This is a genomic window from Ferrimonas sp. YIN67 (assembly GCF_057219095.1).
The window spans coordinates 375,761-391,769 of record NZ_JBXVVJ010000002.1 but is presented as its reverse complement, the minus strand read 5'-3'; the positions used below and the strand labels follow the sequence as shown (position 1 = coordinate 391,769).

General features: G+C 56.0%; 8 protein-coding genes. All 8 read left to right on the top strand.

The features are described 5' to 3' along the window. Window positions 1–3: 3 nt before the first annotated feature. The 8 genes from AC2D8U_RS05385 to AC2D8U_RS05350 all read left to right on the top strand — a co-directional run bounded on the left by AC2D8U_RS05385 (window position 4) and on the right by AC2D8U_RS05350 (window position 16,006). Window positions 4–2,343 (top strand): efflux RND transporter permease subunit, encoded by a 2,340-nt coding sequence (locus AC2D8U_RS05385; RefSeq protein WP_484618029.1) that lies wholly within the window; start codon window positions 4–6, stop codon window positions 2,341–2,343. A gap of 276 nt (window positions 2,344–2,619) precedes the next feature. Continuing rightward, entirely contained in the window at window positions 2,620–7,470 is a 4,851-nt protein-coding gene (locus tag AC2D8U_RS05380; RefSeq protein WP_484618028.1) for an NAD-glutamate dehydrogenase, read from the top strand. Window positions 7,471–7,533: 63 nt separating this feature from the next. Next, a complete protein-coding gene (pyrD, locus tag AC2D8U_RS05375) occupies window positions 7,534–8,559 on the top strand; it encodes a quinone-dependent dihydroorotate dehydrogenase (protein WP_484618027.1) in 1,026 nt (341 codons plus the stop codon). Between the two features lie 187 nt (window positions 8,560–8,746). Beyond that, a complete protein-coding gene (locus AC2D8U_RS05370; RefSeq protein ID WP_484618026.1) occupies window positions 8,747–9,286 on the top strand; it encodes a cell division protein ZapC domain-containing protein in 540 nt (179 codons plus the stop codon). A 372-nt stretch (window positions 9,287–9,658) separates the two neighbouring features. Continuing rightward, window positions 9,659–11,764 carry a bifunctional 23S rRNA (guanine(2069)-N(7))-methyltransferase RlmK/23S rRNA (guanine(2445)-N(2))-methyltransferase RlmL gene (rlmKL, locus tag AC2D8U_RS05365; protein WP_484618025.1) on the top strand — a complete coding sequence of 702 codons (2,106 nt, stop codon included), beginning with the start codon at window positions 9,659–9,661 and terminating at the stop codon, window positions 11,762–11,764. Then, complete coding sequence (locus AC2D8U_RS05360) at window positions 11,751–11,987, top strand: glutaredoxin family protein (RefSeq protein WP_484618024.1); 237 nt, start codon at window positions 11,751–11,753, stop codon at window positions 11,985–11,987. The genes rlmKL and AC2D8U_RS05360 overlap by 14 nt, the downstream gene beginning before the upstream one ends. Then, the gene (gene uup, locus AC2D8U_RS05355; protein WP_484618023.1) at window positions 11,984–13,894 is read left to right on the top strand and encodes an ATP-binding cassette ATPase Uup; all 1,911 of its coding nucleotides are present in this window, start codon (window positions 11,984–11,986) and stop codon (window positions 13,892–13,894) included. The genes AC2D8U_RS05360 and uup overlap by 4 nt, the downstream gene beginning before the upstream one ends. A gap of 9 nt (window positions 13,895–13,903) precedes the next feature. Then, window positions 13,904–16,006 (top strand): DUF3466 family protein, encoded by a 2,103-nt coding sequence (locus tag AC2D8U_RS05350; RefSeq protein ID WP_484618022.1) that lies wholly within the window; start codon window positions 13,904–13,906, stop codon window positions 16,004–16,006. Window positions 16,007–16,009: the final 3 nt, after the last annotated feature.

Sequence of the window (16,009 nt, the reverse complement as noted above, 5' to 3'; positions counted from 1 at the left end):
ATTATGTTGGAACGTTGGACTAATACCCTGGAGGTGGCGCTGTTTCGTCACCGGATCTGGGTCCTGCTGGTGTTTGCCCTGATCACCCTGGTTCTGGGCTACAGTGCTTCGTCGTTAAGAATGGACGCGGCGTTTACCAAGAACATCCCCCTCAACCACCCCTATATGCGCACTTATATGGAGCATCGCGAACAGTTCGGTGGTGCCAACAGCATCATGGTGGCGGTGAGCGATCGTTCCGGGAACATCTATAACCCTAAGTTCTTCGATGTGCTACGCCAGGTACACGACCAGCTGTTTTTTATTCCTGGGGTGGATCGGACCCAGGTGAAATCGCTGTTTTCGCCTTCGACGCGCTTTACCGAAGTGGTGGAGGATGGGTTTCGTGGCGGGCCGGTGATCCCCGCCGACTTTATACCCGATGAGAGGGGGTTGGCTCAGGTTAAACACAATGTTGAAAAGGCCGGCATTATTGGCCGCATGGTGGCGGAGGATCTGAGCGCTGCCATGGTGACGGCAACCCTTATGGACTGGGTTGCGATCCCTAAGGATCAGCAAATACCGGGCGGACCCACCACCAAGGCGCTGGACACTCTGGCCTTTGCCACACAGCTCGAGCAGCAGATCCGGTCTCAATTTCAGGATGAGGAGATCCAGATCCAGATCATTGGTTTCGCCAAGATGTCGGGCGACATCGCCGACGGAGCCAAAGACGTGGTGTTGTTTTTCCTGATCGCCTTGGTGATCACGGCCTTGATGGTCTACGCCTTCTCCCGCTGCTGGTCCCTGACCCTGCTTCCCCTGGCCTGCTCTTTGGTCGCCGTAATTTGGCAAATGGGGGGCTTGACGGTGCTCGGTTTTGGCCTCGACCCTATGTCGATCCTGGTGCCATTTCTGGTGTTTGCCATCGGCGTGAGCCATGGCGTTCAGATGATTAACGCCGTGGGTCATAAAGTGGCCAAAGGTGCCAATGCCAAGGTTGCCGCCGAGTCTGCATTTCGCACCCTGTTGATCCCGGGAATGGTGGCGTTATTGTCGGACACGGTTGGATTTATGACCCTGCTGGCCATCGACATCGGCATCATTCGAGAACTGGCGATCACCGCGTCCCTAGGGGTGGCAATGATCATCCTGACCAATCTGGTGCTTCTGCCTGTTCTCCTCTCCTACAACCGTTTCCATCCCCACTATCTGGAGCGTGTGCGGGCCAGCCAGGGACAGGTTCGACCAATCTGGCGTTGGCTGGCGGGTTGCGCCGAGCGCAAGCGGGCACGCTGGGTCATGGTAGGTACGGCAATACTTTTTATCCTGGGCAGTTACCAGGCACAAACCATCAAAATAGGGGATCTGCATGCCGGGGCGCCGGCACTGAAGAGCGACTCCGTTTATAACCGGGATACCGCTTTTATCACCGAAAATTTTGCTATTACCACAGATGTGCTGACGGTGATTGTCGAAGCCTTTCCTGAAGCCTGTACCTATCACCATGTGATGGCCCAGATCGATCGTTTTCAGTGGCGTATCGCCAATGTTGAGGGGGTGCAGTCCACGGCATCGCTGGCCAGTGTGTCGAAACTGGTTAATGGGGGTTATAACGAAGGGAACCCCAAGTGGCGGGTCTTGCCGAGGACAACGGCCACCTTAGTGCAGGCAACGTCGAGGATCCCCACCTCATCCGGGCTGCTCAATGGCAACTGTTCAGTCATGCCGGTCTATCTGTTTCTGGAAGATCATAAAGCTGAAACCTTATCTCGGGTGGTGACCGCCGTTACGCAGGCCAGCCTCGATTTCAACAGTGATGAGTTAACCTTCCGACTCGCGTCGGGCCCCGCCGGGGTGATGGCCGCGACGAACGAGGCGGTGGCCGCAGCTCAGGCCCCCATGATGCTGTATGTCTATGGTGCTGTATTCCTCTTATGTTTGATCAGTTTCCGCTCGCTGCGGGCGACTCTTGCCGTGGTCCTGCCCCTGTTTGTGGTGTCGACGCTGGCCCAGGCCCTGATGACCTTCCTGGAGATTGGGCTGACGGTCAGCACACTTCCTGTGATCGCTTTGGGGGTTGGAATAGGGGTCGACTATGGGATCTACATCCTTTCCACTATGACACCGCTGCTTCGTAATGGCGCCAGCGTTCGTGATGCCTACCTGCAGGCCTTGTGTGAACGGGGCAATGCCGTGGTATTTACCGGCATTACCCTGGCGGTGGGGGTGAGCACCTGGGTGTTTTCCAGTCTGAAGTTTCAGATGGATATGGGGGTGCTGCTGACCTTTATGTTTTTGGTGAATATGCTGGCGGCGATCCTGATGCTTCCGGCTCTTATCCGTTTGTTTTGGAAGAGTTAGTTTAGTTTTTTACTGCATAAAGGCTGCTCCAGAGCGGCCTTTTTTGCATATTCAGACACTTTCAGTGCCAGTTTGCGCACAAACAGGTGTCCTGTGTCGCAAACGACTTATTCGTCCGAGTGTTGCATCTCACAAAAGCGAAAAAAGGGTGATAGACTTCAACTGACTCTCCGGTCAGCCCTGGCAGTGGGGAGCCGTCGGATCTGCAAGGATCCGGGACATGGAACGACAAAGATAACGATAAAGAGCGCAGCCTGTGCGATAGGAATAACCACGATGGCGACACGACACTCCAGCCCCTCCGTCTTATTGGATAATGTGGTGGCATTAATCCACCAAAAAAATGATGACGCCGAAGCCGTTCTGTTGGAACGCTTTGCTCGACTCCTCTTTGCCACGGTGGCAAAAGATGATCTGAACCAGCGCAAGGACAGCGAGTTATACGGCGCGACGCTCAGCCTTTGGCGAAGTCTCAATAAGTGCCGTTCTGATCAGTATGTCAACCGAGTCTATAACCCGGCACAGAGTACCCATGGTTGGTCTTCGCCCCATACCGTGATCGAGATGGTCCAGCCAGATATGCCGTTTTTGGTGGATTCGGTGGCGATGGCGTTAAATCGAGTTGGGATCACGGCACACCTGATGATCCACTCACCCATCGCTGTGACGAGGGATAAGGCGGGCGAGATCACCGCCATCGATAACGTCATGGAGGCCCCGGAGCAGGCTCAGCGTATGTCGGTATTTTTGGTGGAAGTGGACAATCAGGCCGACAGTGCCAACCGGGACGCATTGGCGACCGAGCTGAATTCGGTGCTCGAGGATATCTCCGCTTCGGTTAAGGACTGGCAGGCGATGCAGGAGCAGTTGGTCCGGGTAACGGAGGAGGTGGAGCAAGGGCCCAGGGCAGGCAGCCTGGAGGACAAAGAGGAGTCGATAAAGTTTCTCAAGTTCCTGTCCGCTCATCACTTTACCTTCCTCGGCTATCGATATTATGCGCTCAATAAATTGGAAGGGGATCTGGCTTTGGAGCCCGATCCCAAGAGCAGTCTTGGGGTCTTGGCCATTCGGCCCAGCCAACACGGGCGCCTGTTGCTGTCGACCCTGCCCGAGGCGGCTCGTAAGGAGGCCCTGGGGCCGAGTCAGCTGATCTTGACCAAGACCAACGCGAAAAGCCGGGTTCACCGTCCTGCGTATATCGATTATGTTGGGGTAAAACGCTTCGATGATCAGGGCCAGGTGGTGGGTGAGCACAGGTTTATCGGTCTCTATGCGTCTACGGTCTATCACCGCAGCCCGACTCAGATCCCTCTGATCAACAGCAAGATGGAACGTGTTATGGCGCGCAGTGGTTTGCCACCTCGCAGTCATGATCACAAGGCGCTGCTGCATATTCTGGAAACCTATCCCAGGGACGAACTCCTCCAGGCAACGGAGAAGCAGCTATTTGATGCGACCATGGGGATCCTGCAGATGCAGGATAGGGACAAGGTCAGACTCTTTGTGCGAAAAGACCTGTTTGGCCGATTTGTCTCTGCCCTGGTTTATATCTCGAAGGAGCGCTACAACACTCAATTGAGAGTTCGTACCCAGGGGCTGTTGGCCAAGACCTTTCAAACCAAGGAGCCGGTTGAGTTCACCACCTATTTCTCCGAATCGAGCCTGGCTCGTACCCATTATCTGGTCAAGGTGGACGATAACGATATGGAGATCGACACCCAAGAGCTGGAAACTAACCTGATGGAGCTGACCCGGACCTGGGATGACAAGCTCGATAGTGTCTTGCTGGAAAATCATGGAGAGTCCAAGGGCAAAGCTTTATGTCGCCGCTTTATCAATGCCTTTCCCCGTAGCTACAAGGAGGATGTGTTACCGACGGCGGCGCTGGAAGATATTGAGCAGCTCCGAGCGTTGGGCGAGGAACACAAGCTGGGGATGCTGTTTTATCGGCCTCAGGAGCATGCGTTGGGGCAGCGTCATGTCAATCTAAAGCTCTACCAGAAGGATGCTCCTATCCCTCTTTCTGATATCCTGCCGATGCTGGAAAACTTCGGCCTTCGTGTGCTGGGAGAACGCCCTTATCGGGTGATCAGCTCAGACGCGGAGGAGTTTTGGATCCTCGACTTTGCCATGATCCTCAACGAAGAACTGGCTGAGGAGATCAGCAGTTATCAGCGCCGCTTCGAGCAGGCCCTGGCCCTGACTTGGGCAGGGGTGTTTGAGAACGATCCCTTTAACCATCTGGTGCTCCGTGCCGGGCTGACCGGTCTCGAGGTTACTGTGTTGCGCGCCTATGCCAAGTACATGCGTCAGCTGGGCAGTACCTTCTCCCTGCGCTACATCGCCGAGACCCTGGATTCGTATCCAGCGATCACTCGGGAACTGATGGCCATGTTCCGTCTGCGTTTTGAGCCCAAGAAGGGACGCAGCAACCACAACACGGACAAGATCCGCGAGCGGATCTGCGAACAACTCGAGGAGGTTGCCAACCTGGACGATGATCGGATCTTCCGCCGTTACATCGAGCTGGTGGATGCGACCTTACGTACCAACTTCTATCAAAAGGATGAGCATGGGGCTGCCAAGTCCTACTTGTCCCTGAAGTTTCAGCCAGAACGTATCCCTGAGATCCCGGCGCCGATCCCCAAGTTTGAGATTTTTGTATATTCCCCCCGGGTGGAAGGTGTCCACCTGCGGGGAGGAAAGGTAGCCCGAGGGGGGCTGCGTTGGTCCGATCGACGAGAGGATTTTCGTACCGAAGTGCTGGGCCTGGTAAAGGCGCAACAGGTTAAGAATACGGTGATCGTGCCTTCGGGTGCCAAGGGCGGCTTTGTCTGCAAGCAGTTGCCCAGTGAACGTGATGCCATGCTGGCGGAGGGGCAGGCCTGTTACCAGACCTTTATTCGCGGCCTGTTGGATGTCACCGACAATATTGTCAAGGGGGAGACGAACCCGCCTCGCGACGTGGTACGCCATGATGGGGACGATCCCTACCTGGTGGTTGCGGCAGATAAGGGCACCGCGACCTTCTCCGACATCGCCAACGCCATCTCACAGGAGTACGGATTCTGGCTGGGTGATGCTTTTGCTTCCGGGGGCCAGTTTGGCTATGACCATAAGAAAATGGGGATCACCGCGCGAGGTGCCTGGGAGTCGGTTAGGCGTCATTTTCGTGAACTGGGGATCGACTGTCAGAAGACGGAGTTTACCTGCCTGGCCGTGGGTGACATGGCGGGAGACGTGTTTGGCAACGGCATGCTGTTGTCCCGATACACTCGGCTTCAGGCTGCCTTCAACCATCTTCACATTTTTATCGATCCTCAACCGGATCCCAAGCGCAGCTACGAGGAAAGGGAACGTCTGTTTCAGCTGCCTCGCTCCAGCTGGGAGGACTATAACAGCAAGCTGATCTCCGAAGGTGGCGGGATCTTCAGTCGGGCCGCCAAGGCGATCAAACTGACGCCACAGATCCAGGCGATGTTGAATACCAAACGGGCTCAAATGACCCCCAACGAGTTGATCCATGCCCTGTTGCAGATGGAGGTGGATCTGTTATGGAATGGGGGGATCGGCACCTATGTTAAAGGCTCTGGCGAGAGCCACCTGGAGGTCGGTGATCGCACCAATGATGCTGTTCGCATCGACGGCAACCAGCTTAACGCCAAGATCGTCGGCGAGGGCGGTAACCTGGGATTCACTCAGTTGGGCCGGGTCGAATATGCCGAGTTTGGGGGCCGGATCAATACGGATTTCGTCGACAATGTCGGGGGAGTGGATTGTTCCGATAATGAAGTCAACATCAAGATCCTGCTGAATCAGTTGGTGGCCGATGGGGAGCTGACCGTTAAGCAGCGTAATGCTTTGCTGGTTGAAATGACGGAGGAGGTGTCGGAGATCGTATTGCAGGATTGCCGGGATCAGACCCTGTCCATTTCGGTGACGGAAACCCGCAACGGCGATCAGCTCAAGGAGCAGATCCGCTTTATTCATTACCTGGAACGCGCCGGTAAGCTGGATCGCAACCTGGAGTTTTTGCCCAGCGATGAGGCTTTGGCGGAGCGGATGGCGGCCGGCCATGGGTTAACCCGGCCCGAACTCTCTGTGCTGGTTGCTTATGCGAAGATGCTGCTCAAAGAGCAGTTGCTGGATAAGACGATCACAGAAAATGCTTTCTTAGCACAACGCCTCATTCAATATTTCCCCAAGCGACTGCAGACAAAATTTGCTCGATGGATGCAAAATCATCCACTGCGTGGTGAGATAGTTGCGACCAGTCTCGCAAACAGTATCATTAATGATATGGGACTGAATTTTATCCAAAGAATGCAGGATGAGACCGGGGCCTCAGTCTCTGAAGTTGCTGTCAGTTACACTATAGCCGCTCACGTATTTGGACTTGATTCCATCAAGTCTGAGATCATTGCTCTGGATGGCGTGATCAGCAGTGAAAGCCAGTATGGCATGTTGTATCAGCTTCAACGCACGGTTCGTCGTGGAACCCGATGGTTCCTGCGTCATCGAGGTGGCAGCCAGGACATTGCCAGCAGCATCGCCATCTTCCGTCCAGTGATGGAGGAACTGCAACAGGATTTCGAATCCTTGTTGCAGCAGGATGAGGCCGATGCGCTGGCAACCCAAGCGAAGACAGCGGTAGAGGAGGGCGTCCCCGCGCCCCTCGCACATCACATTGCTCGATTAAGTACCCTGTTTTCAGCGCTGGATGTGGCTGAGATCGCCGAAGCCGAAGGCAAGCCGGTGCGCCTGGTGGCAGAAACCTATTTCCGTCTCGGTGCCCGCATCGAACTGCACTGGTTCTTGTCTCAGATCAACGAGCAGGTGGTGGCCAACCATTGGCAGGCCTTGGCCCGGGCCGCCTTCCGTGAAGAGCTTGACTGGTTGCAGCGTCGTCTCACCACCGTAGTGTTGGGGCACTGTGACATGGTTTGTCAGGCTGACGCCATCATAGAGCAATGGGTCGATGAAAACGAAGCGACGCTGAATCGTTGGTTACATATGATGGCTGAGTTCAGGACCTCGCAGAGTCACGAGTTTGCCAAGTTCTCTGTGGCGCTCCGGGAACTGAATCTGCTGATCATGCGCTGTGATGCGATGATCGAAGCGCAATAATCAAAAGTGATCAGAGAAAAGCCTCGGTTGGATCACCGGGGCTTTTTTTCAACAGGAGAGATGATGTTTTACCGCCTTGCCCAGAAAGTACTGTTCCAAACCAACCCTGAAGTGGCCCATGCCCTCGCCATGAGTGGGATCCGCATGACGGCGAACACCCCGCTGGACATGTTCTACCGTCAGCATGTACCCCATGCTCCCGTCGAGTTTATGGGCGTTACCTTCCCCAATCCAGTAGGCCTGGCGGCAGGCATGGACAAGGACGGTGAAGCCATTAACGGATTCGCTGCCATGGGATTTGGTCATGTTGAAGTGGGTACAGTTACACCGCGCCCTCAGCCGGGTAATGACAAGCCGCGTGCTTTCCGTTTGAAGCCGGCTCGCGCCATCATCAATCGTATGGGCTTTAACAACAAAGGGGTGGACAACCTGGTGGCCAACATCAAGGCGTCCAACCCCGGTGACTGTGTCATCGGCGTGAACATTGGCAAGAACAAGGATACGCCGCTTGAGGAGGGGAAGAATGATTACCTCTACTGCATGGAGAAGGTCTATGAGGTCTCCGGTTACATCGCGGTCAACATCTCTTCGCCGAATACCCCGGGTCTGCGTACCCTGCAGTACGGTGAGATGCTCGATGATCTACTGGCTTCCTTGAAGGCCAAGCAGGAGGAACTGGCTGAAAAACACGGTAAATATGTCCCCGTCGCGCTGAAGGTCGCCCCAGATCTGAGCGACGAGGAGCTCAAAGCCGTTTGTGACTCCCTGGTTAAGCACCACTTCGATGGGGTGATCGCGACCAATACAACGCTTAGCCGCGAAGGGGTAGAGCATCTTCCTGAGCATGGCGAAGCGGGTGGCTTGTCCGGTGTGCCACTGCGCGATCGTGCGACCGAAGTGATCCGCAAACTGCACGAGCATCTCGGCGATAAGATGCCGATCCTCGGTTGTGGCGGCATCGACTCCGCCCAGGATGCGATGGACAAGGTCGATGTGGGTGCAAAGATGGTGCAGATCTATACGGGCTTTATTTATAACGGGCCAGAATTGATCAAACAGATCACCGAAGCTTACATTAAACGAACTTAATAATTCTGAATTGAATTAAATAAAGGGCGCTAAATGGCGCCCTTTTATTTTGATCTATGATAAGGGAAAAACGATCTCCGGGATCCTTTCGGATCGCAAAGAAAATAAATTGACGCAGTCAAAAAACTTGCATCTAGTGCATTAATTCGACTAGCATCATAGGTGACTGCAAAAAGGATTGACAAACATGTTATTAATGCCCGACAGCCAATGGCACTGGTATTATCATCAAGAATGGGACCGCCTTGTACTGGCTTTGGGTCCTGAGCTTGAGTTTGTCACCGAGTACGCGGCAAAGCAGTTAACGCCAGACAGCCTGCATGGGGGTCAGTTTCAAGCGGAACATGCGTATTACTACCAGGCCGCCTTGCAAAAACTTGAAGGGGCACTCGATGCTCCCGACGCCGTGTTGGTGCAGTGCGTCCTTAACATGAGCGCGGCCCGCTTCTTTTCCCTTCCTGTGATGCCCAAGAGTTGGCACTTTGCCGTCAGCCAGCAGATCGTGTATGCCAATGAGGGCAAGCTGGTATCCCTGAGTACTGAACAAGGCCAACACCAATTTGTGGTGGTCGAAGCGTATGAGCAGAGTGCACTCCTGATGTTGGTGGATCACCAGTGTCCCTTACAGGCCGGCCGGCAACTATCGAAATTTGGCTTAATTAAGGTGATGAACGACCGTCTTATGCCCGCAATACACAATAATCGTGCGGCGTTCGTCGCAGCTTAAATTCCCAAACGCCCTCGCAAGCGGATCAAACTTAGATCGCAAACGATCATTTCTCCGGTAGCATCTGATTAATACAAGTCATGATGTCATATAGGCTGATCGGTATTGCCGATTATTGCTGTCGCATGTGATCTGAAAAGGGCGTGGTGCACTGCTTGTTTAGCCGATAAAATACACACTCACGTTACCGGCCCCCTGATGATCTTGGCCAGCCAGGAGATCGAGTGACAAGCGAGGGGAGGAGCAACTCAGGATCCGGTCATCCCCGACCACTAAAGGAAGGTGTTCGTCGGCGTTTTGACCACGCAGGCCGCGATTGTACTGCGAAAACCCGGTATAATAACGCCTTTGCCCGTAACAAGACGAAACCAAATGAAGCGTTATTATGCTGCAGTGCCGAAAGGCCTCGAGTATCTACTGGTGGACGAACTCAAGGCGCTTGGCGCCGAGCAGGTTCGTGAAGGCCAGGCGGTCGTTCATTTCCATGCCGAATTGGAAGTGGCCTACCGGATCTGCCTGTGGAGCCGACTGGCCAGCCGCATTGTGCTGGTGCTGGCGGAGGTTCCGGCTAAGACCGCAGAGGAGCTGTATGATCACGTCAAGGCCCTATACTGGCCCGCGGTATTCAGCAACCAGAACGATTTTATGGTGGATTTCCATGGGGGCAACCGCGAGATCCGCAACAGCCAGTTCGGCGCACTCAAGGTTAAGGACGCGATCGTCGATGCCTTTGTCGAAGAAAGTGGCGTACGCCCCTCGGTAAGCAAAAGTGCGCCAGCGGTTAAGATCGATTGTGCCCTGCGCGCCGACAAGCTGCTGGTGGGGATCAATTTCAGCGGGGCCGCCATGCATCAACGTGGTTATCGCCTGGAGACGGGGAAAGCTCCGTTACGGGAAAATCTGGCGGCGGCTCTGCTCTATCGCAGCGGCTGGACACAGCACACGGATGCGCCCCTGATCGATCCTTTCTGTGGTTCGGGCACCCTGTTGATCGAAGCGGCGCTCATGGCTACCGATACCGCGCCTTTACTCCGTCGTGAGCGCTGGGGATTCGAGAGCTGGGCAGGGCATCAGGATAGCGTGTGGCTTGAAGTGCTGACCGAAGCACGGGTTCGCTCGCGTCGTGGCATGCAAGATTGCAAAACTACCTTTATCGGCCGTGATATCAACCGGCGGGTCCTGGGGCTTGCCAAGGAAAACGCCGAGTGTGCCGGAGTCGATCACTTGATCCAGTTCGAAGGCGGTGACGCCATGAACATGCCAAAACCACCGGCCCAGCCCGGCTTTGTGGTCTCCAACCCCCCATATGGCGAGCGTCTCGGACAGCTGCCGTCGCTGCTCCATCTCTACAGCGCCCTGGGACGCCAGTTCAAGGCCGATTATGCCAACTGGCGGGTCAGTCTGCTGTGCAGTGAGCCCATGCTGCTCAGCGCCCTGCGTTTGAAGGCCGACAAGCAGTACAAGCTGTTCAATGGCCCGCTGGAGGTCCTGTTGGCCAACTACCAGATTGGTGAAGGGGGCAGTGGCCGGGTGTTTGGCGAGGATTTTGCCAACCGTTTGCGTAAAAACCGCAAGCAGCTTGCCAAGTGGATCAAGAAGGATCAGATCGAGTGTTACCGGGTGTACGATGCGGATCTGCCCGACTATAACGTGGCGATCGATCTCTACCAGGACTGGGTTGTGGTTCAGGAGTATGCACCGCCCAAGTCCATCTCCCCGCAAAAGGCCCAGCAACGCCTGATCGACGTGCTGCTGAATCTGCCAGAGGTACTGGAGATCGATCCCGAGCAGATCGTGCTCAAGACCCGTCAACAGCAGAAGGGTAAAGAGCAGTACCAGCGGATGGCCGAGCATCAGGAGCAGTTGAAGGTGCGGGAATACGGTGCCACTTTCCTGGTGAACCTGACCGATTACCTGGATACCGGCTTGTTCCTCGATCACCGCCTGGCCCGTCGCTACATCCAGGAGCAGGCCCGGGACAAGGATTTCCTTAACCTGTTTGCCTACACCGGCAGCGCCTCGGTGCACGCCGCATTGGGTGGCGCCAAGTCGACCACAACGGTGGACATGTCCAAGACCTATCTGCGTTGGGCCGAGGAGAACTTCCAGGCCAACCGCCTGCGTGGTCGCCAGTACCGCTTCGAGCAGGGGGATTGCCTGGCATGGATGACCCAGTGTGAGCAGCAGTTCGACTTTATCTTTATTGATCCGCCGACCTTCTCCAATTCCAAGCGGATGGAGCAGACCTTTGATGTCCAGCGGGATCACCTCTGGCTGATGACGCAGCTTAAGCGTTTGTTGCGCCCCGGCGGAGAGATCCTCTTTTCCAACAATAAGCGGGGCTTTAAGTTGGACAGCGAAGGACTCGCTGGCCTGGGCCTGGTGGCGCAGAACATTACGGACAAGACCCGTTCGCCGGATTTTGCCCGCAATAAGCATATCCACAACGCCTGGCTGATCCGCCATGACGGCGAGTGACGTCATCCTGTTTCACAGCGACGGCTGCCATCTGTGCGAACAGGCGGCAGCTTTGCTGATCCAGCTCGAACTGGCCTTCACCCCGCAGGAGATCTGTGATCGTCCAGAGTGGGTCGAGCGCTATGGTGTCCGGATCCCCGTGGTTCGGCGTGCCGATGGTGCCGAGCTGGGATGGCCGTTTGAGCTGAGTCAATTACAGGCTTTTTTAGAGGAAGCAGTATGAGCCTGATCCGATTAAACCAAGCCCAGTTGGCGTTTGGTCATATTCCGTTGCTCGACAAAGCGGATTTTGTTTTAGAGCCCAAAGAGCGTGTCTGTCTGGTGGGCCGTAACGGTGCCGGAAAGTCCAGCCTGATGAAGGTACTGGCCGGCATTCAGTTGCTCGATGACGGCCAGGTGGGCGTCAACAGTGGTGTGAAAATCGCCTACCTGCCGCAGGATCCGCCTCGCGACGAGTCTGGCACCGTGTTCCACTATGTGGCATTGGGCCTGGCCGAGACCGGCCAGGCCATTGAAGATTACGAGCAGGCCAGCCAGGCGGTGATGGAAGATCCCAGTGATCGCAACCTGGCGCGAATGGCCAAGGCCCAGGAGGCGATGGATCATCACAACGGTTGGCAGTTTGAGCAGCAGATCCAGCAGACCCTGAGTCACCTGGAGCTCGATGGCCAGCAGAAAATGGGCGCGTTGAGCGGGGGGTGGCAGCGCCGTGCGGCCCTGGCCCGTGCTCTGGTTCAGGCGCCGGATGTGCTGCTGCTGGACGAGCCCACCAACCACCTGGATATCGACGCCATCGAATGGCTGGAGAACCTGCTGCTGGGTTACGAAGGCTCCATTGTCTTCATCAGCCACGATCGCGGCTTCATCCGTAAAATGGCGACCCGCATCGTCGATCTCGACCGGGGCAAGATCATGAGCTTCCCCGGTAACTATGCCGCCTACCTGGAAGGGAAAGAGGAAGCGTTACGGGTTGAAGAGGAGCAGGCCGCGGAGTTTGATCGCAAGCTCGCCAAAGAGGAAGCCTGGATCCGTCAGGGCGTAAAGGCCCGCCGCACCCGTAACGAGGGTCGAGTACGAGCCCTTAAGGCGATGCGGGGCGAGCGCAAGGAGCGGATCACCCGGCTGGGCAATGCCAACATGAGCATGAATCAGAGTGAGCGCAGCGGAAAACTGGTGTTTGATGTGGACGATCTGGGTTATGCCTGGGAAGAGAAACGTATCGTCAAGCACCTGACCACCTCGGTGATGCGGGGTGATCGTATCGCCTTGATCGGTCCCAATGGCTGTGGCAAATCGACCCTCATCAAGCTATTGCTCGGTCAGTTGGCCCCTCAGGAGGGGACCATCAAGATCGGCACCAACTTGGACGTCGCCTATTTCGATCAACATCGCATCGCCCTGGATCTGGACAAGACGGTCCAGGAAAACGTGGGTGAAGGCAAGGATACCGTGACCGTCGGTGGCCGGGATCGCCATGTACTGGGCTATCTGCAGGACTTCCTGTTTGCCCCGGCACGGGCTCGTAGCCCGGTCAGTTCTCTGTCTGGCGGTGAAAAAAATCGCCTGTTGCTGGCCAAGCTTTTCCTTAAACCGGCGAATTTGCTGGTGATGGATGAACCGACCAACGATCTCGATGTCGAAACCCTCGAGTTGCTCGAAGCCAAGCTTGCCGAATTCAAGGGCACCTTGCTTCTGGTCTCCCACGATCGGGAGTTTATCGATAATACCGTGACCTCGACCTGGTGGTTTGGCGGTCAGGGGGGCTGGTCCGAATACGTGGGCGGATACCAGGACGCGATCAGTCAGGGCGCGAGTTTCTTCCGCGAGCCGGAGGCCGGTCAGGCGCCCACGGCGGTTGAACCGCCTAAGCCGGTAAAGACCGCTTCTGTTAGCAAGCCGAAGAAGCTATCCTACAAGCTTCAACGTGAGCTGGAAGCGATGCCAGCCAAACTCGAAGCCCTGGAAGCTGAGATTGATGCGCTGCAAGCGCGCATGGCCGAGCCGGATTTTTACCAGCAAGATCCTCAGACGGTGAATACTACCCTGAAGGATCTGGCCGACAAAGAACAAGAACTGGAACAAGATCTGGAGCGCTGGGAAGAACTCGAAGCGTTATCGGATCAGGCTTAAGGGGAAAGTATGAGCCATATGCCTTACCGCTCACAGGGTGTTGCTGCGGCGGTTGCCGCCGCACTGGCCCTGGGGTGTACGTCCGCTCAGGCACAGACTGAGTGGCCAACTTATGAGATCGTCAACATCGACGCAGCGTTCTCCGTCAAGGGAACACTGGAAAATACCCAGCAGGGTTATGGTGCCGCAGTCAGCAATGGTGTTGGCTTAGGGACTGCTCAGGGTGTCAGTGATGGCAGTACCTCGGACGATGAAAACATCATCGATGACGTGGTCGATGCGATCCTGCCGGATAGCGGCGTACTCGCCAACTCCACCCGTCGTCAGTTCGTTGCCAACAACTTCCTGTTTGAGCATGATCCGGCCAACAGTGGCCAGCCTAGCTATGTGCCGCTGCTTGAAAATAAGCCACCGGTCATGAACCCGGAAGCGGATGGCGAGGACACGCCGAGGATCAATGCCTTCTACTTCGGTGCCGGTGCGGAAGCCTTTGGCCTGCGCTTTGGATCCACCAGCTCCGTTCAACAGTCCATCTGTAATCCAAATTTCAATCCCGAACCCGAAGAGTTTGGTGACATTGATCCCGGTGAGTGTAACCAGGAGGCGACCGACGAGTTGCCCACGGATAACGATCCGCTCTTCTATTTCCGTGAGTTTGAAAGCCGTGCCTTTATCCAGCGCAGCGAGAATTCCTCTGAGTTTGCCCTGGTGGCTCCGCCACTGACCGAGTTTGTCGGGGTTGTGCCTCTTGAAGCGGAACTGCCGGAGCCACTGCCTCCGGTTACCATCGGTGGCACGAGTGTTGTCGCCGATCTGGACGATCACGGTGTGGCCGTGGGCTACGCGGGCGTTGCGCTTTCTGAAGCCAGCAAAAGCACACTGCAGGCCTGTTACGATGCCTTCCTGCCTGATGAAGGTGAGGAGTCGGACGATCCGACTCAGCCTGACGAGCCGGTCGTAGCCGCTCCTACACCGCTGGATATCTGTGTGCAAAACGCCCAGAACAGCGGCAATATCAGTTACCAGACCCGCGCCTACCGTTGGGGGGTGAACTACGGCGATCTTTCCGTTACCGACGAGGGCGAACTCCCCCTGGGCTTCACTCCGGAAGAGGACGACACGGGTTTGTATACCAGCCAGGCGCTGGGGGTAAACAATCTGGGTCAGGTAGTGGGGCGGGCAAATCGCTCGAAGAAAACCGATGAGGCCGATCTGATCAACTCGGCGTTGTGGGCCGTTTCCTGGACGGAGAATAATGAGTTCCGGCCCATTGGCCCGACCGTTGAGAACAATGAGCGGATCCTCGAGTCCATTGCCACCAGCGTTAATAATGCCGGGATCGCCGTGGGCACCGTCCGTCAGTACATCAATGGCTATGTGCGCCTGAAGTTTGGTGTGGTGGATCTCAATGACGAGGGCAACCTGACCTTCACTCAGCCTCTGGACTTCTTCAACGAGCCGTCGGATCTTTCCTCCCGGGCCCGTCATATCAATGATGCCGGTTTGGTGGTGGGGAACATCGAGATCGATCCGGTTCGCAACCTGCCGCGTCGGGTTCGAGGTTTCCTCTATGATCAGCCCAACGACAGCTTCATCAACCTCAACGAGTTGCTCAACTGCGGCTCCCGAGGTTTTACGTCTGAGGCGGATGAAGAGGGTCAGTTCGTCTACAGCAAAGCAATCATCGAAGATACAGATAACTTCGATGAGACCGTGCGTTACGAGGCGGATATCGTGATTGTCGATGCCAACTACATCGACGAGCAGGGTAACATTGCCGCGACCGCCCTGGTGGATCTGCCTCGGTTGAAAACCACCTTTGTGGACGTTACCGATGACGAGGGCAATGTGATCGGCAGCCGGCAGGTGATCGAGCTTGGCGAGGTGAGCGGCAAGCCTATCGTGGTGAAGGATGGCAATGGTGGCTTTACCACCAATCAGGTGGCCCGCTCGGTGATCTTGCGGCCTACCGGCTTCGATGACCGCTGTCCGGTTCCCCTGGATGATGGCCTCAACCAGCAGCCCAATAAGCGTCAGGGCGCTGGCGTTGGCCTGATCTGGGCACTGGTAATGGCACCCCTGGCCTGGTTGCGTCGCCGTCGCGCTCGCTGAGGC

Excerpts from the sequence above, each read along its gene's own strand:
- AC2D8U_RS05385 (WP_484618029.1), top strand. The coding sequence starts at position 4 with ATGTTGGAACGTTGGACTAATACCCTGGAGGTGGCGCTGTTTCGTCAC.
- AC2D8U_RS05380 (WP_484618028.1), top strand. The coding sequence starts at position 2,620 with ATGGCGACACGACACTCCAGCCCCTCCGTCTTATTGGATAATGTGGTG.
- pyrD (WP_484618027.1), top strand. The coding sequence starts at position 7,534 with ATGTTTTACCGCCTTGCCCAGAAAGTACTGTTCCAAACCAACCCTGAA.
- AC2D8U_RS05370 (WP_484618026.1), top strand. The coding sequence starts at position 8,747 with ATGTTATTAATGCCCGACAGCCAATGGCACTGGTATTATCATCAAGAA.
- rlmKL (WP_484618025.1), top strand. The coding sequence starts at position 9,659 with ATGAAGCGTTATTATGCTGCAGTGCCGAAAGGCCTCGAGTATCTACTG.
- AC2D8U_RS05360 (WP_484618024.1), top strand. The coding sequence starts at position 11,751 with ATGACGGCGAGTGACGTCATCCTGTTTCACAGCGACGGCTGCCATCTG.
- uup (WP_484618023.1), top strand. The coding sequence starts at position 11,984 with ATGAGCCTGATCCGATTAAACCAAGCCCAGTTGGCGTTTGGTCATATT.
- AC2D8U_RS05350 (WP_484618022.1), top strand. The coding sequence starts at position 13,904 with ATGAGCCATATGCCTTACCGCTCACAGGGTGTTGCTGCGGCGGTTGCC.